This window comes from Vibrio sp. B1Z05, from assembly GCF_052955985.1.
In genome coordinates, this window is sequence record NZ_CP130463.1 from 1,953,653 (window position 1) to 1,977,213 (window position 23,561).

Below are 23,561 nucleotides of genomic sequence, written 5' to 3' on the forward strand. Positions count from 1 at the left end.
AAAAGCCTTTAGATCCGTTTTGTGCATCAAAAAATAATTATGTCAGCTTTTGGAGGCAGGCGCGATACCCGACAGCATAAGCGGTTCAATTTGCAAGCTAGACGATAATTCGATACTGTCAAGGAAGAGGATGAAAAAATCATCAATCATTATCAACCTGTTATCAAAGAGTTATCATGGAAAGAAAAACCCTATTAACGCATTGCTCAGACGAGCCTGGCTTGATCGCAAAGATCACCAATATCTGTTACAAACATCAACTGAACATTATTCACAACAATGAATTTGTTGATAATACCAGCGGGCATTTTTTTATGCGTACCGAGCTTGAAGGTAACTTTAACGATGCGGTATTTAAAGAAGATCTCGACTTTGCACTGCCAAATAATGCAGAGAAGACTCTAGTTGATTCGAGTAAAAAGAAAGTTGTTGTATTAGTGACCAAAGAATCTCACTGCTTGGGTGATATTTTGATGAAGACGTTCGATGGCAGTTTGAATGTCGACATTACGGCAGTGGTCAGCAACTACGATATTTTGCAGCCCTTGGTCGAAAAATTTGATATTCCATTTCGTCACGTCAGCCATGAAGGCTTGTCGCGCGAAGGACACGAGCTGAAAGTTCAAGAAGCCATTGATGATTTTGACGCCGATTACATCGTGCTAGCAAAATACATGCGCATTTTAACTCCGAGCTTCGTTGAGCATTATCAAAATCGCATTATCAATATTCACCACAGTTTCTTGCCAGCATTTATTGGTGCAAAACCTTATCTGCAAGCGTATGAGCGCGGCGTGAAAATCATCGGCGCCACTGCGCACTTTGTGACAAATGATTTAGATGAAGGCCCAATCATCAAACAAGATGTGATTCCGGTGGATCACAACTTTAGTGCACAGGATATGGCGCAAGCCGGTCGTGATGTTGAGAAAAACGTATTGAGTAAAGCGCTCAATAAAGTGGTGAATGACCACGTATTTGTGTACGGCAATAAGACGGTTATTTTATAAGAACGCTATTTATAGACGCCACGTAATAGTGGCGCCCTATAAACACTAGACTGTAAGCAACTGCGCTATAACTCGCAGTTGCTTATCCTTGTTCTGATTCAACAATTTGCTTTAAAGAATGCGGGTGCAACTTGATGCAAATTCCGTCTTTTTTAAACGCCACCGTTGGATTAGATAACCGCTCACCTTCGCCTTTCGGGCTCGATAATTTCATTTTCACATCATCATTAGGTAAAAAGCGAGTAAAGCGCTGCTGCAAATCAGCTAAATAGTCACTGGCGTGTTCTTTATCTGACGGCACCACAAATTCAATATGTTCCCAATCTTGAGCCGGATAGATTTTGCCCGCTGCAGGATATGGAAGCTCCAAACACTCGATAGACCAAGCGCCTACCTGAATGGGTGTATTAAAAGCGATGACTACGATTGGTCTGCCATTAATCTGCGCTTCTGACAGTGTCTGCCCCTGCTCTAGCCACGCTTGATGTGCCAATTTGGCTAACTGCGCATCATTAATGCGTAGCGCAATATGATCGGCCTGAAATTGAGTCAGATCTAAGCCTATCTCTTGCCCTAATGCTGCTATCTTTTGCGCAAACGCTTCGACTCGTTCTAGCATCTGTTGTGGGTGCAGACCGGCTGCCACTAAAGGTGTCATTTTTTAGCCTTTTCTTTATTTTTTAGCACTTTTGCAAAAGTTTACCTGCAACACAGAGTTTTACTATAGATTTATTCGAGATTGCACTCATTGGAGCACTTTTAGATTGGGCATTAACTTGTTATTATTACCTACATTTTTGTGAACTACGGCACGAAAGCACTTTATTAGCTTTCTTGACACTCCTTGAATTGAAGGAATTGCGTGTGAATATTCAAGCACTTATTAACGACAAAGTATCTCAAGCACTAGAAGCGGCAGGCGCCCCAGCGGGTAGCCCGGCAGCAGTGCGTCAATCTGCAAAAGCTCAGTTTGGTGACTACCAAGCCAACGGCGTAATGGGCGTAGCAAAACGACTAGGTACAAACCCACGAGAATTTGCTCAAAAAGTGCTTGAGCACCTAGACCTTGACGGTATTGCTAGCAAAACTGAAATTGCTGGCCCTGGCTTTATCAACATCTTCCTTAGCGAAGATTTCCTAGCGAAATCTGCAAAAGCGGCACTGGCAGACTCTCGCCTTGGTGTATCTACTGACGCGCCAACCACTATTGTTGCTGACTACTCAGCACCTAACGTGGCAAAAGAAATGCACGTAGGCCACCTTCGCTCAACCATCATTGGTGATGCGGTAGTGCGTACTTTAGAGTTCTTAGGTCATAAAGTTATCCGTGCTAACCACATCGGTGACTGGGGTACTCAGTTCGGTATGCTGATTGCTAACCTTGAACGCGTTCAAGAGCAAGAAGGCGAAGTTTCCATGAAACTGTCTGATCTTGAAGGCTTCTACCGCGAATCTAAAAAGCTATACGACGAAGACGAAGAGTTTGCGGTTAAAGCACGTAACTACGTCGTTAAGCTGCAAAGCGGCGATAAATTCTGCGTAGACATGTGGAGAAAGCTGGTTGACATCACCATGCAACAAAACCAGCTTAACTACGACCGTCTAAACGTATCACTTACTCGTGACGACGTGATGGGCGAAAGCCAATACAACCACATGTTAGCGAACGTTGTTGCTGACCTTAAAGAAAAAGGCTTAGCGCAAGAAGATGACGGCGCTCAAGTTGTATTCCTTGATGAGTTCAAAAACAAAGATGGCGACCCTATGGGCGTTATCGTGCAAAAACGTGACGGCGGCTTCCTATACACCACCACTGATATTGCGTGTGCGAAGTACCGTTATGAAGAACTGGGCGCAGACCGCATTCTTTACTTCATCGATTCACGCCAGCATCAGCACCTAATGCAAGCATGGACTATCGTACGTAAAGCAGGTTATGTGCCAGAAGAAGTGTCTCTAGAGCACCACGCATTTGGCATGATGCTAGGCAAAGACGGTCGTCCATTTAAGACTCGTGCTGGCGGTACGGTTCGCCTTGTCGATCTTCTAGATGAAGCGGAAGAGCGCGCACAAAAACTGATTGAGTCTAAAAACCCAACGCTTGCGGAAGATGAGAAAAAATCCATCGCAACCACAGTGGCAATGGCGGCAGTAAAATACGCTGACCTATCTAAACACCGCACTACGGACTACGTGTTCGATTGGGACAACATGTTAGCATTTGAAGGTAATACAGCGCCTTACATGCAATATGCCTACACTCGTGTTGCCTCTATCTTCGCTAAAGCAGGCGTGTCTATGGATGACTTGCAAGGCGATATCATCGTTACTGATGAAAAAGAAAAAGCGCTTATCGCTAAACTGCTACAGTTTGAAGAAGCGGTACAATCTGTTGCTCGTGAAGGTCAACCGCACATCATGTGTAGCTACCTATTCGAACTAGCAGGTCAATTCTCTGGCTTCTACGAAGCATGCCCTATCTTAGTAGCAGAACACGAAGAGGTTAAACAAAGCCGTCTACAACTTGCTGCACTAACAGCGAAGACCATCAAACAGGGTCTATCTCTACTGGGTATCCAAACTCTAGAGCGCATGTAATTAGCCGGCTGTGCTTGCCAATGTTTGGTAAGCCAATGTTTGGTGAGCTATAGCAATAATAGTAAAGGGTCTGAATATAGCATTCAGACCCTTTTTTAATGTGCTATGACACATTAGCGTTCGCTGAGCGAGCGAATTTTCGCAAAATAATGTTAGATTGGGCGAAATGACTTCGAGATAAAAATAGTGAACAAAACCCATCACTCACGCCTACTATGGGCCGATAACCTGCGCGCTTTAAGTGTCATTGCAGTGGTGTTATTGCATGTCGCTTCCGAGTTTGTCAGTGACATCGATGTTCACAATCCACTCTATGGCAGCGCCAGTTGGTGGGCAGGCAATATTTACATCTCTATCAGCCTGTGGTGTATCCCGCTATTTGTGATGATCAGTGGTTATTTTTTATTAAATAAAACAGACAGTCACCGTCTGTTCTTCAAAAAACGTTGTCGACGAATTTTAACGCCTTTAATTTTTTGGTCTGTATTTTACTCACTGTGGGTGATAGTAAAACACGCTCTAAACGACGACTTATCCAGTGCTTATTTTACCGTAGCAAAAGGTTGGGTATTGGGAGAGCCTTACTATCATCTTTGGTATTTGTTTATGATACCTTTCTTATATATCATCACCCCTGTATTAAGGATCATCAGCAACTCAATCACGCAAAAAGAGCTATTACTCCTCATTAGCCTTTGCTTTGCATTAGCAATGCTATCTGCTGTGTCCGACATTGTTCTGCTGTATTTTAACTTGAATGCAAAAATCAGCTTATTTACCCATGAGTTTTTAAACTATATCGGTTATTTCTGTTTAGGAGGCTATATTGGGAAATATGAGATAAAGCTGAATTCGAGATGGGCAACCATCGCCCTGATTAGCAGTGTAGTAATCACAGTCTTAGGTAGCTATTTCATTACCCATTTGTATTTTTATTCTTACTTGAGCACCAACGTGGTTATTGCTTCAATTGCGTTATTTTTCTTAATAAAACAGCATCTCAATAGAAACTTAAAACTATCTCAATTGGCAACGTATAGTTTTGGGGTCTACCTAATACACCCTTTATTTATCAAATCTATAACGTCAATGTTTGATCATTGGCTATTGGCATACATAGACGTGGCAATTTATATCCCGCTCGTCACACTAACAAGCGTCAGCCTCTCTTACCTAACCATGCACCTCACCTACCGCACTTGCGGGGTCAGGTCTTGAAATTTGCACCTGCCCCAATCATCTCAGTTTAAGACTGCGCGTCTAACCACTCTCGCGTCACTTGATCAATTTCGCGCCCTTCACGAGAGACTTTATAATCGAGCTCAGCAATGATTTCATTTGAGAATCTTAAGCTATCTAAGATATCTAGCTGATCTTGAGAGAAGACTTTCGCTTGGTCTTCACGCAGCAGCAATACAGCGCGGTCAACAATTCCTAACAAGCCTTTAGGCTCAATCACTTCTCTGATCGCGTATTTATGGTGTAAAAATTGCGGCTTCCATAACGGCACAATTAGCCACTGTTTCTCAGCCACAGCTTGTTCAAACGCGCTAAAGCAATCTTGCTCTGTGCCGGTATAAAAACGATAACCCGCAGCACTCAAACCATACTCTTCCATCATTTGAATGGAAAAACGAGTGATCCCTGCCCCTGCATTAATGCCTTGAATATCTTTATTCATACGCGCTAAAACTTCGGGCTTGAGTAAATCTGCTACTTCTTTGACTGATTGTTCAGGGACATAATCAGGCACACCCCAATGTGCGTAAGGTTCGTAGTGTAACCCTAGCTCAACTAAAGGCTCGACTTGCTCTACATCAGCTTTATAAATGCCGTGACTTGATGGCAACCAAGCCGATGCAATCATTCCCACTTCAGCCGATTTTAACTTAGCAAAATTCTGTTGATGCGGTGAATAAATGCGCTGCACCTGAAACCCCATATCACTCAACACATGGCTAACAATAGAAGCGGTGATACGATGAAAAGAGAGGTCAGTAACCCCCATTTTGATTTGTTTAGACATAAATACACTCTGGTGGATATTGCGGTGGATTATCGTGCTGAATAGTGTTTTGGAATGACTCGATCTTCTGGGCGGAAAATTCCCCCCAGATCAGCAAGTGACACTATCAAGCACAATTAATATTCTCAAATAACGCAAGATACGATTAGTAGGATAGGCTTATTTTTATAGCGCGCTAGGACAAGCCACACTTACTGCAATTAGTTACGCTATATGAGTCATTTCATTTAACGTAAAGCTCGCAACTGCGCCTTCCGTTGCGGCCATATATTCAGCCAAGTGAGTGTTACCCATGTGTGTTTGCCATAGTTCACGAGATGCCCAGTTCTCATAGAAAGTAAAATGAGCTGGGTTTTCATTGTCTTGGTGTAAGTCGTAGTTGATGCAACCTTCTTCTGCACGAGTCACCTCAATCAGCTTTAATAACTCTGCTTTTACCAATTCAATTGTGTCTGGATTCGCTACGATGTTAGCTACGATTGTTAGTTTAGTCATTTGATGTCTCTCTATAATTATCTGCAAATGAAGCGACATGCCTCAAGGTATGCATATAGATTAGAATCTCTAACAAAATACGTAAACATGCTAATAATTGAATTATTATCAAATTTTAATTGATAATAGAGTCACAAGGACCAATCAATCACGATACTGCAAATTTCAAGACCTGACCCCGCACTTTGAGATAATTATTCAACGGGGTCAGGTCTTGAAATTTGCATGCTTTAGGGGTTAAGCAGGAAGAGGCTTTTATCTATTGGGATTTTTAAGTCTAACCTTATATCTTTTATTTAATTAAATAAATTACATTTCTTAACATGCATAAATATTAGAATATTATTAGGGATATTTATCCTAAATCATGGATAAAATAACCTCTACCATTTCAATATATTCGATAATTATAAAATAGAGATCTTTATCACATATATATTAAAATAATACAAGAAATGAAGTGACAGGCAGCAATAATCTAAATATCTGTTTTTACAGGAAAAATAAAGGATAATCACAGTAAACACATGTTATTCAAGACTTTATCAGAAATAAAAATAAGATATATATCACTGTTTAGCGAAGACCCAAGCGTAATATATTGTAAATAAATATTACAAGAGGTCACGAATATGAAAAGAAAAACATTAGCTATATTAATTGGCTTGGCACTCGTTGGGTGTAATAGCGAATCGAATACAGCAGCACCGTCTCAGCAAGCTGTTAAAGCACCAACTAGTACAGCTGCAGTACAGACTAATTCAACAAAACTCACACCGGATACTGAGGTTGTTGACGCAGCAAAAATTGAACCATCAACAGAAATTCCACAAATGGCTGAGATTTCGCCTGCAACCGATATTGTGCAAACACCGACTCTGCCTATTAGTAAATTTGAAGCAAACGACGCGGCATTTAGATCAACCGGTATTCCTGAAGGGGTGACTAAAATCCCTGAAGTAAAATGTGACAAAGTATTTGATTCACTAGAGGATTTAGAAAAGGTTGCTAAGGATTCCGAAAGACATCCTGAGACTTTAGCAGCAGGTTCTACGCTATGTTTAGCCGATGGGGAATATAGTGATGACCTTGACCTAAGAGTGGTAAGAGGCATGACTGTAGCTGCTGAACACTCAGGTAAAGCAATTATAAAAGATGGTGTTATTTCTATCTCATTAAATGGTGAACATAGCCGACTTCAAGGTTTAGTGTTTAAAGACATCACCTATAAAAGTGCCATGATCAATACTCGTGGTCATGACAACACTACTTGTACAGATTGTCGTATTACTGAAATTTCAGTTATTGATCCAAAAACTGTAATAGACAAACGAACAGGACAAGGCAAAGCCGGTAACCTAGTTAAACTTTATGGTGATGGTAACTGGTTTGATCACAGTATTCTAAGTGGTAAAACATCCGCTAACCCTATGATTTCATTAGTGCGTGAAAAAGGTCTGACTGACGAACAAAGAGCGCACAATATCGTGGTTTATAAAAACTATATTGCCAACCGTGCTCCCGCTGATGGCAAAATTTATGCTGGTGCACAAGATAATAACTACGAAGCTATTCGTACCGGTTTAAGCGAAACTCACGAACAAGCCAGCCACTCTTTTGTTGTTGGCAACTTGTTTGAAAACATCCAAGGTGAAGCAGAAGTTATCTCTAATAAAGCCAGTGAAAACACTATTAGTTTCAACACCATCAGAAACAGTAATGGCTCACTCACTAACCGTCATGGTCATGACAACAATATCGAAAACAACTTTATTTTAGGCGAAGGTTACCCTCTTGCCGGCGGTATTCGTATCGTTGATAACGGACACGTTATCCAAAATAACTACATCGATGGCGCACGTTACCTAAGTACAACTCACCATGGTGGTATTGTTCTATTAGGCTCTGATGGTGCAGGTGATGGCGACAACGGCTATCAACAAGTTGAGAATGTTCATATTGCTCACAACACTATCGTTGACAGCGTAAACAGCTTGAACTTAGATGGCGGCGGTAAAAAAACACAGCCTCAAAATGTGTTCATCGAAAACAATATCGTTGAAAAAGCGATTGGTCCTATCTTTAAAAGCTCTGACCGTGGCCTACCACCTAACTCAGAAATCTTAGGCAATATCTTCTCTGGTAATCAATTCGCGGATAGCGATGGTATTAAAGAGTCTCAACTTGCCAGTCAAAATAGCTTTGAGTCTGCTGAGCTTGAACGTAATACACAAGGCGACCACCTATATCGTCCAACAGCCAACACACCAAACTTAGATGCTACATTGCACGTTACCCGCAACTTCACTGCGCCTACTTATGACATGGATGGACAGTTGCGTAGTGCGATGACCACTATTGGTGCCGATGAAAGAAACGCAACCACTCGTACTGTTGCGCCATTATCCTATAAAGATGTAGGTCCAGTGACTTATAAAGTCACCAAACCAAGCCCAATTGTTGTCACCGCTGACATCAAAAATAGCAACTTTGACAACTGGTTAGAAGATTGGCAAGGTCAAGGCGGTTACACAGTGACAGGTGCAGAAGCCTTCTCAGGTCAAACACTTGCTCTTAGTGACAATGGTTATATGCGTCAGGATATTGCCGTAATGCCAAACCATCATTACGAATTAAGTGCATTTGTGAAAGGCAACTACAAACTTTCAGTTGATGGCATTGCAAGCACCAAAGGTGATGTGAAAGGTGACCAATACAAATGGGTAAGAGTACCGTTTGATACTGGCTCAAATGACACAGTGACTGTCTCTCTAGGTATTCCAGAAACAGTAACAGTAAATGCACCTCTAGTTGATGGTGACTTCACTCAATACTACAAAGGCGATAGAGAAAACTGGGTTGAGCATGAAGACAGTGTTGCAGGCCTAGGTGAAGTAGGCGGTTCTAAAGACAGCGCCTTCTCTGGCGAAGGGTCTATTCGTTTACGCTTCATTAATGGTACAGATGAGGATGGCAACAATATCGATGCCAAAAATGACTTTACTGCACAACCTAGTGTAACTCGTGTTGTCAGTGGATTACCAACCAACACAGATGTGACATTCTCTATGTACTACTGTGACAAAATGGGGGATAAATCCCTTGCAACCCTTGGCTTTGGCGCACGTACAGTAGCTGCTGAATCTCTTAAAGGAACATTACTAAAAGAAGATTTTGCGCATAACAAAGACCTAGCCAACGCACCAGAAGGTTCGAACAAAGATTGCTTCAAAAAAGTCACCACTACATTTAATACTGGTGACAATACTAGCATCGAACTCTTTGCCAACATGATAGTCGACAAAGACGGCAGTTTGACCAACGATCAAATTAAAACCGATAGCTTCTATCAAAAAAATAAATTTGAAGTGCGTCTAGATAACTTCGCCGTTTCTTACGAAGCCAAAGCAAGCGATGATTTAACCGCAAGTTTTGATGAAATACGTGCTGCAACTCGTATGGACCAAAAACCTCAACAAGCTGAATAAGTAAATCATCAACAAAGCCATGCCGTTCACTCCTGTGAGCGGCATTTTTTATTTAGGGGGTCAGGTCTTGAAATTTGCACCGACTTATCTTCTATTTTATGTTCAACACACCAACCATTTAAATCAGCGTTGGCAATACATCTTTTATAAATAGTCCTTTCTTGCAAATTTCAAGACCTGACCCCTGTAACTTATTTGCCACCCTATTGACGGTATATCCTCCATAAACAGCCCTTCCGTGCAAATTTCAAGACCTGACCCCGCTTGTGACTTACATCTCATAACTGTCTTTTGTGTGATAAGTCTGTATAATTCGTCGCCTCTAAATTCATTGTCTTTGATTAGGCAATTTCCAACTTCTATACCTAGGAATTCTTCTTTGATATCTACCGCAAACATCACCATGCAATTTGGCGCAGAGCCGCTATTTGAAAACATCTCTGCTAAGTTTGGTAACGGCAACCGCTATGGCCTAATTGGCGCAAATGGGTGTGGTAAATCAACCTTTATGAAAATCCTAAGTGGTGCACTAACACCGAGCTCAGGTAACGTGTCGATTACTCCAGGGCTTAAACTTGGCGTGTTAAGCCAAGACCAGTTTGCGTTTGAGCAATACAATGTTATCGACGTTGTGATCATGGGTGATCGCAAGCTTTGGGAAATCAAACAAGAGCGTGACCGTATTTATTCTTTGCCAGAAATGAGCGAAGAAGATGGCATGAAAGTCGCGGAGCTCGAAAGCGAATTTGCCGAGATGGATGGCTACACAGCAGAAAGCCGCGCTGGGGACATATTACTGCAAGCAGGCATTGAAGAAGAGTTTCACTTCGGCTTAATGCAGCAAGTGGCTCCCGGCTGGAAACTGCGTGTGTTGTTAGCGCAAGCCTTGTTTGCCAACCCAGATATTTTGCTACTTGATGAACCTACCAACAACTTGGATATCCACACTATTAACTGGCTAGGCGAAGAGCTAAATCAACGTAAGTGCACCATGATCATTATCTCGCATGACCGTCATTTCCTAAACTCAGTCTGTACCCACATGGCTGATATCGATTACGGCGAGCTTCGTATCTATCCGGGCAACTACGAGTACTTCCTTGAAGCATCAGGGCTTATTCGCGAGCAGTTATTAGCAAGCAATGCCAAAAAAGCGGCTGAAATTAACGAACTACAAGACTTTGTGAACCGTTTTGGCGCAAATGCTTCTAAAGCTAAACAAGCCAGTTCACGAGCTAAGAAGATGGATAAAATCAAGCTAGACGAGGTTAAGTCTTCTAGCCGTATCAGTCCTTCTATCGACTTTGGTGAAGGTAAAAAGCTGCATCGACTTGCACTAGAACTGCAAGATTTAGGCCATGCATTTGACGACGAACTGCTATTTGAACAAGGTAATCTACTGCTTGAAGCAGGTACTCGCCTAGCAGTGATCGGAGAAAATGGCGTCGGTAAATCCACATTATTACGCTGCCTAGTCAAAGAACTAGAACAAACCCAAGGCGTAGTGAAATGGTCAGAAAACGCCTCAATCGGCTATTGCCCGCAAGACAGCACCGCCGATTTTGACAATGACCTGTCTATCTTTGATTGGATTTCACAATGGCGCACCGTCAAGCACGATGATCTTATGGTACGTGGCATTCTTGGCCGTTTACTGTTCACCGCTGACGATGCCAACAAAAAAGCAAAAAACTGCTCAGGTGGCGAGAAAAACCGTCTGTTATTTGGCAAGTTAATGATGCAAGACATCAATGTACTGGTCATGGACGAGCCAACCAACCACATGGATATGGAAGCCATCGAAGCACTCAATAACGCATTAAAAGAGTACCAAGGCACGCTTATCTTTGTCAGCCATGACCGTGAATTCGTTTCATCATTGGCAACTTCAATTATCGACGTAAAAGATAAGAAACTAGTTAACTTCCAAGGCACCTACGACGAGTACTTAGCTCACCAAAAGAAAGAGCTCGCGATAGCCTAAACTTGCGGGGTCAGGTCTTGAAATTTGCAGCCGGTCCCTTCATTAAGCATTGCCAATAAAAAAGACCTGATTCTCACAAATCAGGTCTTTTTCTATAAATAGTTGAAGCTATTTTTTACTGCTAATAATATTGTGCGTCACAAAGTCACGGTTTTTCACCAGTAACCACATCACCAATCCCAAGCAACCTACTCCAATCTGAATCAATCCAAGATCTTCAATAAGCGATTGCTGACGAAGCGACACTAATACCATGCCCAAAGAACCCGCCATCATGCCGCTGAACTGAATAATTGCAACCGCAGAGCCCGTATCCTTCTCTTGCTGATCTAGCATTAAATTGGTACCAGGAATTCGAGTCGTAATAATTGCCATGGTGATTGGTGCGGCAATAAAAGCGAAAATCCAAGGCGATAGATGACCAATAGTAAGTGTCAACACACCTAAGAATGCAATCATGACATAACATGCGGTAATGATGCTTTGGGTGCGAACGCGCTTGGATACTTTCATGTAGATCGTTGGACCAAACGAGGCAAACAGTGCGTTAAATGCAAACGCGTAGCTAAATTGCTGCTCAGTCAAACCAAAGCCATTAATGTAAATATAAGAACCGGCAGCCAAGAATGCCATTAGCGCCATCGGAGTAAGAGAAAAAATCGCCAGCAACGCAACAAAGCGTGGATTTTTAAATACGATAATAAGACGACTCCACGAACGTATCATCGACCCTTCGTAGCGGTGCTCTAATGTCTCGGTATAGCAAAGCGCCACTAGAGTTGCAACAAGCCCAAACGATGCTAAAAACACAAACATCATGTGCCAAGAAGCCACTTTCAATAATAGTGCGCCAATCACTGGCGCGACCATAGGCGCAATAATCACCAACGACATAATGGTCGCCATGATTTTTTCACGCTCGCGACCGCTGAACATATCTTTGACAATTGCCGTTGCCACCACTGTGATAGCACTGCCACCAAAGGCTTGTAGAGACCTTGCGCCGATTAAAATATCGATATTAAAAGCAAAGGCACAAAGTATGCTCGCCAACATATACACACCAAGTCCAGTCAGCAATATAGGCTTGCGCCCAAACTTTTCACTCAATGGCCCCCAAAATAGTAAGCCAACCGCGTAAGTGACAAAGTAAACACTAAGAGTGAGGTTCACCATTACTTGGGTCGTATTTAAAATCTCAACCATTTGTGGCAATGCAGGTAGGTATAAATCGGTCGTTAAGGGAGGAAAAGCACTGATAATTACTAAAAAGAACAAAGTGCCTTTGTTACCAAGGATTGGTTGGTGTTTTGTCAAAATAAATCTCTATATCAAAGGTTAAGCGGGGTAAATGCGGGGGGTGATTCTGAGCTTAAGTCATACAAGTGTCAATTAGATATCCAATCTAGCCTTTAATTACCACTTTCGGAGAGTCGGCCTATAGAGAAAACTTTAGCTTAAAAATCATACTAGTCATAGTATTAATTCCTATGCCGTAGGTAGTGCCACTTATGTTATTTGATATTTTCTTATTCTGTTACCCCTCAAAACCTGCAAAATTCAAGACCTGACCCCGCAATTACTGCAAAGCTCATCGAGTTCAGGCCTTAAAAGTATGATAAGTGCAAATTTCAAGACCTGACCCCGCAATTTTGACCTGCTATTTTAGAGGGTCGTTGTCTGGGAGGACTTTGTGCATCCATAGGGCTAGGCGTTTTTTGATGTTTGGGCCGTCTTGTTTGTCTTCTGGGAGAGGGGCGATTTGTTTTACGCCGACTAAGAATAGGTAGACAGATTGTACTTTTAAAGGCTGTGTCGAACTTGGCAAATCAAACCCTTGCATCTTTGCCATCTTAAAACCGACTTCTATTGCTTTTTTAACTAGCTTGTCTTCGTTATGGATCTTAGCGGTTTTTGACATAGTAAACTCATCCTTTGCATTGATTTAAGAATGAGTATACCAAACAAGAAAGGTTACACGTATATCTAGATCTCAAGTTGGGAAAGCATCCACAAACTGTCATACACACCTTCGCTCACAAATTATACGGCAGGAACAAGTTTTATCGAGCACACACGTTTCGTTTCAAAAATAAGTACTGTTAACAACAATATACCTGTTACGCCAAGTCCAATGCCTATTCCGCCCCAAATGCCCGCTAAGCCGTAGCTTTTCATTAAAAACCAAGCTGCTGGAAGGCCAAATACCCAGTAGCCGATAGCGGTCATAATAGTGGGCACTACCACTATTTTCATGCCTCGCAGAAGGTTAATGGCGAGCAATTGCCATGCGTCTACCACAAAGCACAATGCCACTACCCAGATAACAGAAATCAGCATATTGCTAAGCTCATGGCTGCTGCCGCTATCGAGCTGGAACAAATTGGCAATCACCTCTGGCCAAATCGCAAAGGCACTGGCAATCACTAGGCTTAATATGGTGACCGCAATAAAGCTCTTACTGGCTATTTTCTTGATGCCCGCAAAGTTATTCGCGCCATATTCTTTACCAACCAAAATGGCTGATGCTTGAGCAAAGCCAAAATTCACATTCCAAGTAAAGGATAAGCACTGCAACATAATTTGGTGTAACGCCAAAGATGCCACGCTGATACTCCCTGCCATCAAGGTTCCGCCATAAATCAACCCATGCTCTAGTAAAGCGGCTAACGCAATTGGGCTTCCCATGGCTAGCATAGGTAATAGCAGTTTTGCTGAGTATTCATCGGTATTTATCCAAGGAGAAAATCGCTGGTATTTATGTTGGCGAAATACCCAAAATCCGTAACCTAAAAGCACAATCCAAGCCGATAACGCGGTGCCATAACCTAGCCCGGCAATGCCCAACTGCAAATTAAAGGCCATGAAGTAACTAATGGGTACATTGATGAACACCGTAATAATAGACATGATCATCACAGAGCGTACATCACCAAAAGTGCTGGTTAATCCTCTGAGTACCAATAGCAATAAAGTAGGCAACATGGCCCATTTAAGCGCATTCAAATATTGCATTGCGACGGCAACTACTTCAGGTGATTGCTTCGCCTCGATTAATAATTGTGGCGCAAAATGAAAACTGAACGTGAGGGCGATGCTTAACAGTACAGAAAGCATGACCGCCCCTTTTACTGCAAAACGTATCTGCTGATGACCAAACTCCGGACGGGCAATACTTTGTCCATAAGCAATCGCAATTAGGTTGGCGACACAACCGACAATGCTTCCTGCCACAAGAAAAACAAACGAATACACCGAAGCACCTAGTCCACCAGCAGCCAAATCAGCGACACTAATATGAGACATCATCCATACGTCGGTGAGCACCAATGCCATACCGATGAGTTGGGATAATGTAAGTGGCAACGCCAATTTTAAAATGTTTTTCATAATGACCTCATTGAATAGCTAGCCAAAGTAATGATTATTGAGCTAGCATTCAATTAACATTTACGCCTCTTGGCATTACTTGAAGTCATGTGAAGTTACAATGAAATCGTATCCAGACATTCCCTATTCTCACAACAGCCTAAAAATGTTTGAAAGTGTGGCAAGGCACTTAAGCTTTACCGAAGCCGCCAACGAGCAAAATGTCACGCAAAGTGCCGTCAGTCGCCAAATAAAGCAGTTGGAACAAGGGATTGGGGTTAACCTTATTATCCGCAAACATCGCAGTATCGAGTTGACGGCGCAAGGCAGTGAATTGTTTGCTGTATTGCAAAGAAACTATCAAAACATACAGACACTGCTTGAGTCGTGGCGACCTGAGACACAAAAGCGCATTGTAATAAAAGCGGCGTTAAGTTATGCCACGCGATCCTTATTGCCTAAGATCCAGCAGTTACAAGAGCGTTACCCTGAGTATGAAATTGTGGTGATCCCAACCATTGAAGAAGACGAAGCGCTAAGCTCAACCGACTATGACCTATTGATCTTAAATTCACGCGTGCCTCATCGTTATAAAGATCGCAGCGATGTGCTCTTTTTAAGAGATGAGTATATGGCTCCAGTATGCTCACAAGAGTTATATGCCCATGACCCCAATTTTGATGCCCTACTGCGTTTGCCTCGCTTGCACCCTACCCTTGATCATCACGATTGGAAAACATGGCTCAGCACTGTTGGGCATCAAGATGCCATTAAGGTGCGCAATACCACCTTCTTTACCTTAGATCTGGCATTAAGTGCCTGCTTATCAGGACAAGGCGTCACCGTGACTGATTTACTGCTCATCTTGCCAGAGCTAGAACATGGCTATCTAGTTTGCCCTAACAAAGCACAAATTCAGCCCAGCGCTTGGCAATACTTTTGCCATTGCAGAAGCACGTCAACTATCGTCGCCGACATAAGCCAGTGGATACAAAGTGAGACAAAGAAAGAGCTCGATACATTACAAAGGCTTAGTCATGATTTTGAATGGTATATGGTGCAGACTTAGCCCATAGAAAGGTGGGTTTTATCGCAATAATAATAGGGTGGGATATTTATGAGATTAAAGTGAATATTCAGTCACATTTTATAAATATCAATATCTTACTGAAATTAGAAAAGGCTTTTACAATGCGGAGGAAGGAGAATAAACAAAGATTTACACAATAAATAAGCTCTTGATCACATTTTTCAAATCAAGCGCTCATAAATACAATTTTCAGGGTTTCAACTTTACCTACAAACTGATTAACTTGCCACACCTAGAGCGTGAGTTAATTTTTATATAAGTGTACACTTTTGTTTACACTCTCTTTTTTAGCGCCTAGTTCTACATATAACAGATAATTTGGAGACATTGTGGCGACTGGAAATACAACCGCAGCCCCTCGTGATAACTGGGGTTCAAAACTTGGATTTGTAATGGCAGCAGCAGGTTCGGCTGTTGGTCTTGGTAATATTTGGAAATTCCCATACACAGCTGGTGAAAACGGTGGCGGTGCTTTTGTACTTATCTATCTTGCCTTTGTTATTGTGATTGGTTTTAGCGTCATGCTAACAGAATTTGCCATCGGTCGTCATACAAGTCGCTCTGTCGTAGGCTCTTTTAAATCTACGGATAAACGTTGGAGTTTTGTCGGCATTATCGGTGTGCTTAGTGGTCTATTAATCATGGGGTTTTACCCAGTTGTCGGCGGTTGGGCACTGGCCTATGTACCAAAGATAGCCACCGGCTTACTCGATACTCCAGAAGCCATCGGTGACAGCTTCGGCGGATTTATTTCTGATCCTGTGCAGCCACTACTATGGATGGCAGCTTACCTAGTCCTCAACATTGTGATTGTGAGTAAAGGCATTTCAGGTGGTATAGAAAAAGCAGGCAAGATCCTTATGCCTCTACTGTTCCTTATCCTTATCGTAGTTGCGGTTAAAGGGCTTACACTACCGGGCGCAAGTGCCGGTCTTGAGTTCCTGTTTAAACCTGATTTCAGCAAAGTAGACAGCCATGTTGTACTGGCCGCACTTGGTCAAGCCTTCTTCTCTCTATCTCTAGGTATGGGCGCGATGATTACTTATGGTAGCTACCTGAAGAAGAAAGAAAACCTAGTACAAACCACAGGTATGGTTGTTGGCATGGATACCGCAGTTGCACTACTGGCAGGTATCGCCATGTTCCCTGCAATGTTTGCCTTTAACATGGAACCTGCAGCAGGCCCAGGCCTAGTATTCGTTGTTGTGCCACAGCTATTTGCTGAAATGGGACACGTAGGTTTGCTATTTGCCCTGATGTTCTTTGTCGGCCTAACAGTGGCGGCACTGACCTCTTCTGTTTCACTACTTGAAGTTGTGGTTTCTTACCTTATTGAAGAAAAAGGCATGAAACGTGTGACAGCGGTACTTTCTGCAAGTTGCGTAATGGCTGTGATGTGTGTGTTTGCGTCACTCTCTCTTGGCGGCATTGGACCGAAACTGTTCGACACAGGCGTGTTTGATATTTTCGATCTTCTGACTGATAAAGTATTCCTAGCGGTTGGCGGCATGTTTATCTGTATCTTTGCGGGCTGGCGTTTAAATCGTATCGATTTGGAAAAAGAAATCACCAACAATGGCAAAGTCTCTTTCCCACTGTTTGGTCTTTGGTACAACCTAGTTAAATACGTGATTCCATTTGCGGTTGCCGTGGTCGCTTGTGCCGGCATATTGAGCGGATTTGAAAGTGGCAAAGGTGCTATCATGATTTTAGCTTTGGTTATTATCGGTAGCACGGCGCTGATTTCTAAGAAGCTTTAAGCTCTAGTTAGTTATTGCAGTTTAAACATTACGGTCAAATCTTTGTGACCCTAGTGCTGAATAAAAGGAGTTCATTATTGAACTCCTTTTTTGCGTTAGGTGTTTGTTTATCACTGCATTGGTTTTAAATAAGAGGGGCTGATTGGTTTCCCCCCCCCCCACCAACAAATACCCACAACCTCAATAAACAGATTTGCCTCATCCACAAAATTTGATACCTTAAACGGACTTCAGGGCGGGGTGAAACTCCCTACCGGTGGTAAAGCCTAGCTTGAGCCCACGAGCGCCTTAGTCTCTACCTTTATAAGTAGCGATTAAGGGACAGCAGATCTGGTGTGAATCCAGAGCCGACGGTTATAGTCCGGATGAAAGAAGTGACACAATTGATTTAACCCAATGACGCCTAGTGATCCTCACTTAAGGCGGTTTTGTGTTTTGCGTAAACTCATCCACTAGCCTTATACCAATCACACTAAGTAAGTGATCAGAGCTAGCGCAGGAAAAATACTCGAGAACAAGGCAGAATTTTTCGATAAGTAGTTATTCTACAATCAAAAATTCTAACGCCGTTATCGAGCATTTTAACAAGCTAGAATGACCAGTTATTTAGTACTATTGGTATTAGTGGCCGTGCAGTTTATCGCGCCGATTGCCTAACCTCTTAGCTCTGTTCACGTATATATCAAACCAAGCACACAAGTCGATTTTGGCTTGCATGGCTTATATTTGGAGATCCTCGTGGCAGGTATTATTTTTGTTATGATCGCAGCTGGTCTTTGGGCTGCCGATACGTTATTTCGCTATCCTTTACTGGAAAGCAACAGCACCTTACAAATCGTGTTCTTTGAGCATTTGGTGTTGGTTGTCATCATTGCGCTATTGCAGATTATGGTGCCTCGTTGGCGGTTTGCTTATATCAAAGGTTCGCTGTTTTCTTTTATTTTAATTGGCGTGATTGGCTCAGCGATTGGCACCCTTGCCTTTACTAAAGCCTTTACTTTGATGAATCCTACCATCGTTATTTTGCTGCAAAAGCTGCAGCCAATTGTGGCAATTTCACTGTCTGTCATTTTACTCAAAGAGAAGCTGCAAAAGCACTTTTTGCTTTGGGCAAGCGTAAGTTTGCTGGGCAGTATTGTGATGATTTCACCGGATATTATGGCGTTATGGTCGGAAAATTCAGTTTGGCATTATGACCCGAAACTGGTCAGTATTTTGCTCGGGTACGGCTGTGCACTGCTTGCGGTTATAGCGTGGGGCGCATCAACGGTTTATGGACGTAAGCTGACTATGATGGGCTATAACACGATGCAAATCCTCTCTGGTCGATATACTTTTGCGCTCTTTGCTTTGACGATTGCAATGCTAGGTTATGGTGAACAATTTTCTCTTTCTCAAGGCAGTTTTAGCCACCTCTTTTATATGGTGATGTTATCAGGCTTGTTGGGGATGTTTATCTATTATAAAGGTCTAGAAAGAATACCAGCGCGCTATGGCACCATTGCTGAGCTCTTTTTCCCTGTATCGGCGGTGGTGATTAACTGGTTTGCGTTTGGCGTCACCTTAACGCCACAACAAATCGTTGGGGCTGTATTGCTTATTGGTGGCGCATTGATGATAAGTCGCGAGCCAAAGCAACAACAGCAATTGGAAACTGACGTTGTTATGGCTCGATAAACAATAGACAAAAAAAAGCTAGGCAACTGTAAAAACAGTGAATGCCTAGCCGATTGGAAAATAGCGGATGTAAGTTGTGATGGTTATAACAACCTACATCTGTACGTTTAAGCTAATGCCTTGGTTGATGGTGTAACGTACGCCTTTTTCTTTACCTCTGATGGTATCGAACATACGCGACACTTTACCTTTCTTGATCCAGACTTGTAACATGGCATCGACGCCATCTTCAGACAAACCGAAGTGGTTAGATAACGTCACTCTATCTGTAGTGCCGTGCTCTTCAAGGTAAGCTTTGAGCTGTTGTAAAATCATAATACTGCCTTACTTCTAGGCTCTATATTTGAACGGTACTGCTGTATCGTACAATCCAATATAGAGCCTTATATCTTATACTGCGGGTTGTGGATCATCGTGCCATTGTTGTTTTCTTGCGTGGTGTTTAAGCCCTAAGAAAGTGGCAAATCCAGCAACAACAATACCGACAATCCAACAAGCACTTGCCACTGGATTCATGCTAAACATCATGATTTGGTAGTAAAGAACGGCACTTGAATACGCAAGTCCCATAGTCCATACCGCAATGAATTTAGCGTAGTCACGACCAAACTCTCTCACGTATGCGCCAAGTGCGGCCACACATGGTGTGTACATCAGGATGAAGAGTAAGTAAGCAAATGCCGCATGACCTGACAAGAATTTACTTTGTAGGTTGGCGAATACTGACTGATCAACATCTTGCTCATCGGCAGCAACTGCTGTGTCATTCAACTCACCGACTTCAATGCCTAGCGGATCACTAAAGCTTAGACCGGATAAGTTTTCAGGAATAGACATCACCGCTTCTTTTAAGCTACCGACTAAATCATATTCAGCGCCTTCGTCCGCTGGAGATGCGTAAAGGTTATTTAGCGTACCTACTACCGCTTCTTTAGCAAAAATACCCGTCACAATACCGACTGTTGCAGCCCAGTTATCTTCTTTGATACCCATAGGAGCAAATACAGGTGTGATAACTTGCGCCACTTTCGATAACGCTGATGCTTCACTGTCTTGGTTACCAAAACTGCCATCGGTGCCGATAGAGTTTAGGAAACTTAGGATAGTGACCACGATAACGATGGTTTTACCTGCGCCAAAGACAAAGCGTTTTAGTTTCTGCCAAGTTTTAATAATGACATTACGTAGACGAGGGATTTCGTAATCCGTCATTTCCATAATAAAGCTATCGTTGCCGCCCGGATAAATCGTGTGTTTTAGCACAAGTCCGGTAAAGACGGCGGCTAGAATACCAATGATGTACAGAGCAAATACTACGTTTTGTCCAGCGCTTGGGAAAAACGCGGCTGCAAATAATGCGTAAACCGGTAGACGAGCACCACAAGACATAAATGGCGCCATTGAAGCTGCTAGGCGACGCTCACGCTCTTGGTCTAGGGTACGGCTTGCCATGATAGCTGGCACGTTACAACCAAAGCCTAAAACAAGCGGTACAAACGCTTTACCCGGCAGACCGACTTTTTGCATCACTTTATCTAATACAAAAGCGGCGCGAGACATGTAACCTGAACCTTCTAGAAGAGTCAGGAACAAATACAAACCCGCAATCACAGGAATAAAGGTAGCAACTGTTTGAATACCGCCGCCGATACCATCAGCAAGGACAGTCACTAGCCATTGTGGTAGCAAAGGATCGAGTAGATGGTGAGTACCATCGACCAGTACTGCGCCAAATGAGATATCAAAGAAATCGATGAATGCCCCACCAATATTAATGGCAAACATAAACATCAAATACATGACGCAGAAGAACAATGGAATACCTACCCATTTATTCAACACAACAGCATCAATGCGCTCACTCAGACGACGAGTGATTTTACCTTCAGTAATTCTAAATGATTTAGTCAACTCATGTAGGAAGGTGAATTTCACATCAGCGATGTGCAGGTCAATATCCAAATCCAGTGAGTGACGAGCTTGAGCCACAATGTCTTTTACTTCAGAAGAAACGTTGTTTAAAACCAGTTTATCGTCTTCTAATGCACGAATCGCCAGAGCGCGTTCATCTACCATTTCATTGGTGAATTGTGAACGAATATCCTCTGCAACCGCTTCAAATTCAGCACCGTAATCAAGTGCTAACGGTTCAACTTCAATACCTTCAGCCAACATGCTATGCAGGTCTGCTTTTAGTTTATTCACTTCGTTTTCACGAGTTGCTGTCACCGTCAGAACTGGACAACCTAATGCTTTAGATAAGCCTTTCGTGTTAACTTTTTGGCCATTTCGAGCTAGCGCATCCATTTTATTTAGGATAACGACCATAGGTCGGCCTAGCTCTCTTAATTGCAAAGTCACGTACAAGCTGCGCTCTAGGCAACTTGCATCAATGACGTTCACAATCACATCTGCAGGTGTAGAAAGAACGGCGCGAGAGGCAATCGTTTCGTCCACACTGTTAGTATCGTTACCGCTGTCTAAAGCATAAATACCTGGCAAATCAGTAAGGCTGAACTCAGCCCCAGCTAAAGAATAGACACCGACTTTTTTCTCAACTGTAACACCGGCCCAGTTACCTACTTTTTGGTTTGCTCCGGTAAAAGCATTAAAAAGTGTTGTTTTACCGCTGTTTGGGTTACCAACGGTTAAAATCGAGTAGTCCATTAGTTAACCTCTACCGTAATTTGATTGGCAGTAGATTTACGAATCGCAACACTTACATCTCGAATTCTGACTTGCAACGGGTCGCCCATTGGCGCTTTACGAATGAGTGTTACTGCTGTATTCGGCAGTAGTCCCATGACCATTAATTTTTTTCTAGTCGAATTATCTAGTTGTTTTAAAGAGCAAATATTTGCTTGTTGCCCAACTGTGAGCTCTGATAGTTTCATAATCTAAATGCCAATTATTATCATTTGCATAAAATGTATCATACATTCTTACAAATTTACTTGTTTTAAATCAAAAAAAGCGCCCTATAGAGAGGGCGCTTTATCATTCATTCGTTTCACCTGAAGCTACTTCAAACAAGTCTCAAATTGTTGAGACAGTTGTTTTAGGAACGTAAAATAAGCGCCTGGTCTTTCTTCTACATCGGTCGCTAGTGGATCTAATTCACCAGAATTAACATGACTACCACGAGTCACTGTTTCAATTACCGCTGGAGTGTACTGTGGTTCACTAAAGACACAATATACGTCGCCTTTTGCTAGGCGTGTTTTAATTTCAATTAGGGTTTTTGCACCCGGTTTTCTTTCTGGACTCACGGTAAAGTGACCTAAATGGTTCAAACCGAAGTAATCTTCAAAATAACCGTAACCATCATGGAAGACATAGTAACCATGACCTTTGACTGATTTTAACTTAGTGCTAATTTCAGAGGTTGTTAGTTGTAAGTTGTTTAAGAAGTTATCAAGATTCACCGCATAACGAGCGGCGTTTTGTGGATCCATTTCGCTCAATTTATTCGCAATCGCCTTCGCCACAACAGCCACGTGTTTTGGACCTAACCAAAAATGCGGGTCTGTATTGCCATGATGATGTCCAGCATGTGAACCATGATCATGGTGATGCTCATGCCCTTCAGCAAAGTGACGAAGATCCAAACCAGAAATTGTGCTAATAGTTAAAGTGTTTGATTGGTCTTTCACGACTGCTGTCATAAAGCTTTCTAGATCTGGTCCAAACCAAATCACTAAATCTGCATTGCGAAGTTTTTTCACATCAGATGGGCGTAAAGAATAGTCATGTGGAGACATCGCCGTCCCCAATAGAGCTGAAGAAGTCCCGATGTTAGTCGTGATCTCTTGAGTGATAAGATGTATCGGTTTGATACTACTTACAACTTCTATCGCTTGAGCGTTATTAATAAACGCAAACGATAACAAGCACAGCAATATACGTTTCATTGATGTGTTCCATTATATTAGAGAAATTTTAGCGCAGATGTTACATTATAACACTCAGGTAGAGCAAATGAATAATATGATTGCAAAAATGGTAAAAAGAAGCTCTTTCAATTAATGAGAAGATACTCATTGCATAACAACTAGATACAGGCC

Annotated in this window: 18 protein-coding genes and 1 riboswitch; of the genes, 8 read left to right on the forward strand and 10 right to left on the reverse strand. The window is 42.4% G+C overall.

All coding sequences use genetic code 11. The features are described from left to right. Positions 1-176 precede the first annotated feature (176 nt). Positions 177-1,010 (forward strand): formyltetrahydrofolate deformylase, encoded by an 834-nt coding sequence (gene purU, locus QV280_RS08835; protein WP_023402636.1) that lies wholly within the window; start codon positions 177-179, stop codon positions 1,008-1,010. An 82-nt stretch (positions 1,011-1,092) separates the two neighbouring features. Here purU and QV280_RS08840 read toward each other — a convergent pair whose 3' ends face one another. Beyond that, the gene (locus QV280_RS08840; protein ID WP_152819635.1) at positions 1,093-1,668 is read right to left on the reverse strand and encodes a VOC family protein; all 576 of its coding nucleotides are present in this window, start codon (positions 1,666-1,668) and stop codon (positions 1,093-1,095) included. Between the two features lie 206 nt (positions 1,669-1,874). Here QV280_RS08840 and argS point away from each other — a divergent pair, with 206 nt between their 5' ends. Together argS and QV280_RS08850 are read left to right on the forward strand one after the other, a co-directional pair. After that, a complete protein-coding gene (argS, locus tag QV280_RS08845; RefSeq protein ID WP_367869519.1) occupies positions 1,875-3,608 on the forward strand; it encodes an arginine--tRNA ligase in 1,734 nt (577 codons plus the stop codon). Between the two features lie 186 nt (positions 3,609-3,794). After that, on the forward strand, positions 3,795-4,826 hold the full coding sequence (locus tag QV280_RS08850; RefSeq protein WP_367869518.1) for an acyltransferase: 1,032 nt from the start codon (positions 3,795-3,797) through the stop codon (positions 4,824-4,826). A 28-nt stretch (positions 4,827-4,854) separates the two neighbouring features. Here the strand turns inward: QV280_RS08850 and QV280_RS08855 are convergent, their stop codons facing one another. Together QV280_RS08855 and QV280_RS08860 are read right to left on the reverse strand one after the other, a co-directional pair. Then, positions 4,855-5,634 (reverse strand): glycine betaine ABC transporter substrate-binding protein, encoded by a 780-nt coding sequence (locus QV280_RS08855; protein ID WP_152819634.1) that lies wholly within the window; start codon positions 5,632-5,634, stop codon positions 4,855-4,857. Between the two features lie 204 nt (positions 5,635-5,838). Beyond that, positions 5,839-6,129 (reverse strand): putative quinol monooxygenase, encoded by a 291-nt coding sequence (locus QV280_RS08860; protein WP_152819633.1) that lies wholly within the window; start codon positions 6,127-6,129, stop codon positions 5,839-5,841. A gap of 632 nt (positions 6,130-6,761) precedes the next feature. Between QV280_RS08860 and QV280_RS08865 the strand changes: the two genes are divergently transcribed. After that, positions 6,762-9,617, forward strand: coding sequence for a polysaccharide lyase 6 family protein (locus QV280_RS08865; RefSeq protein WP_152819632.1), 2,856 nt, complete (start codon positions 6,762-6,764; stop codon positions 9,615-9,617). A gap of 379 nt (positions 9,618-9,996) precedes the next feature. Then, positions 9,997-11,601 (forward strand): ABC-F family ATPase, encoded by a 1,605-nt coding sequence (locus tag QV280_RS08870; protein WP_152819631.1) that lies wholly within the window; start codon positions 9,997-9,999, stop codon positions 11,599-11,601. Between the two features lie 108 nt (positions 11,602-11,709). On the opposite strand, the gene QV280_RS08875 is transcribed toward QV280_RS08870, so the two are convergent. The 3 genes from QV280_RS08875 to QV280_RS08885 form a co-directional block, all read right to left on the reverse strand. Further along, complete coding sequence (locus QV280_RS08875) at positions 11,710-12,918, reverse strand: multidrug effflux MFS transporter (protein WP_152819630.1); 1,209 nt, start codon at positions 12,916-12,918, stop codon at positions 11,710-11,712. 343 nt (positions 12,919-13,261) lie between these two features. After that, on the reverse strand, positions 13,262-13,522 hold the full coding sequence (locus QV280_RS08880) for a DUF5062 family protein (protein ID WP_152819629.1): 261 nt from the start codon (positions 13,520-13,522) through the stop codon (positions 13,262-13,264). A gap of 122 nt (positions 13,523-13,644) precedes the next feature. Then, positions 13,645-14,991: an MATE family efflux transporter gene (locus QV280_RS08885; RefSeq protein ID WP_152819628.1), complete on the reverse strand. Its 1,347-nt coding sequence runs from the start codon at positions 14,989-14,991 to the stop codon at positions 13,645-13,647. A gap of 100 nt (positions 14,992-15,091) precedes the next feature. On the opposite strand from QV280_RS08885, the gene QV280_RS08890 reads away from it, so the two are divergent. The 3 genes from QV280_RS08890 (at position 15,092) to QV280_RS08900 (ending at position 19,497) form a co-directional block, all read left to right on the forward strand. Continuing rightward, on the forward strand, positions 15,092-16,039 hold the full coding sequence (locus tag QV280_RS08890) for a LysR family transcriptional regulator (RefSeq protein WP_023402621.1): 948 nt from the start codon (positions 15,092-15,094) through the stop codon (positions 16,037-16,039). A gap of 350 nt (positions 16,040-16,389) precedes the next feature. Continuing rightward, a complete protein-coding gene (locus tag QV280_RS08895) occupies positions 16,390-17,820 on the forward strand; it encodes a sodium-dependent transporter (RefSeq protein ID WP_023402619.1) in 1,431 nt (476 codons plus the stop codon). 222 nt (positions 17,821-18,042) lie between these two features. Continuing rightward, positions 18,043-18,201, forward strand: a riboswitch (FMN riboswitch). A 357-nt stretch (positions 18,202-18,558) separates the two neighbouring features. Next, complete coding sequence (locus QV280_RS08900) at positions 18,559-19,497, forward strand: DMT family transporter (protein ID WP_367869517.1); 939 nt, start codon at positions 18,559-18,561, stop codon at positions 19,495-19,497. Positions 19,498-19,590: 93 nt separating this feature from the next. On the opposite strand, the gene QV280_RS08905 is transcribed toward QV280_RS08900, so the two are convergent. The 4 genes from QV280_RS08905 to znuA all read right to left on the reverse strand — a co-directional run bounded on the left by QV280_RS08905 (position 19,591) and on the right by znuA (position 23,408). Beyond that, a complete protein-coding gene (locus tag QV280_RS08905; protein WP_023403476.1) occupies positions 19,591-19,812 on the reverse strand; it encodes a FeoC-like transcriptional regulator in 222 nt (73 codons plus the stop codon). A gap of 75 nt (positions 19,813-19,887) precedes the next feature. Beyond that, positions 19,888-22,164: a Fe(2+) transporter permease subunit FeoB gene (feoB, locus tag QV280_RS08910; protein ID WP_152819627.1), complete on the reverse strand. Its 2,277-nt coding sequence runs from the start codon at positions 22,162-22,164 to the stop codon at positions 19,888-19,890. After that, a complete protein-coding gene (locus tag QV280_RS08915; RefSeq protein ID WP_023403474.1) occupies positions 22,164-22,391 on the reverse strand; it encodes a FeoA family protein in 228 nt (75 codons plus the stop codon). The genes feoB and QV280_RS08915 overlap by 1 nt, the downstream gene beginning before the upstream one ends. Positions 22,392-22,517: 126 nt before the next feature. Further along, positions 22,518-23,408, reverse strand: coding sequence for a zinc ABC transporter substrate-binding protein ZnuA (gene znuA, locus QV280_RS08920; protein ID WP_023403473.1), 891 nt, complete (start codon positions 23,406-23,408; stop codon positions 22,518-22,520). Positions 23,409-23,561 lie beyond the last annotated feature (153 nt).

Excerpts from the sequence above, each read along its gene's own strand:
- purU (WP_023402636.1), top strand. The coding sequence starts at position 177 with ATGGAAAGAAAAACCCTATTAACGCATTGCTCAGACGAGCCTGGCTTG.
- QV280_RS08840 (WP_152819635.1), bottom strand. The coding sequence starts at position 1,668 with ATGACACCTTTAGTGGCAGCCGGTCTGCACCCACAACAGATGCTAGAA.
- QV280_RS08855 (WP_152819634.1), bottom strand. The coding sequence starts at position 5,634 with ATGTCTAAACAAATCAAAATGGGGGTTACTGACCTCTCTTTTCATCGT.
- QV280_RS08860 (WP_152819633.1), bottom strand. The coding sequence starts at position 6,129 with ATGACTAAACTAACAATCGTAGCTAACATCGTAGCGAATCCAGACACA.
- QV280_RS08865 (WP_152819632.1), top strand. The coding sequence starts at position 6,762 with ATGAAAAGAAAAACATTAGCTATATTAATTGGCTTGGCACTCGTTGGG.
- QV280_RS08880 (WP_152819629.1), bottom strand. The coding sequence starts at position 13,522 with ATGTCAAAAACCGCTAAGATCCATAACGAAGACAAGCTAGTTAAAAAA.
- QV280_RS08885 (WP_152819628.1), bottom strand. The coding sequence starts at position 14,991 with ATGAAAAACATTTTAAAATTGGCGTTGCCACTTACATTATCCCAACTC.
- QV280_RS08890 (WP_023402621.1), top strand. The coding sequence starts at position 15,092 with ATGAAATCGTATCCAGACATTCCCTATTCTCACAACAGCCTAAAAATG.
- QV280_RS08905 (WP_023403476.1), bottom strand. The coding sequence starts at position 19,812 with ATGATTTTACAACAGCTCAAAGCTTACCTTGAAGAGCACGGCACTACA.
- feoB (WP_152819627.1), bottom strand. The coding sequence starts at position 22,164 with ATGGACTACTCGATTTTAACCGTTGGTAACCCAAACAGCGGTAAAACA.
- QV280_RS08915 (WP_023403474.1), bottom strand. The coding sequence starts at position 22,391 with ATGAAACTATCAGAGCTCACAGTTGGGCAACAAGCAAATATTTGCTCT.
- znuA (WP_023403473.1), bottom strand. The coding sequence starts at position 23,408 with ATGAAACGTATATTGCTGTGCTTGTTATCGTTTGCGTTTATTAATAAC.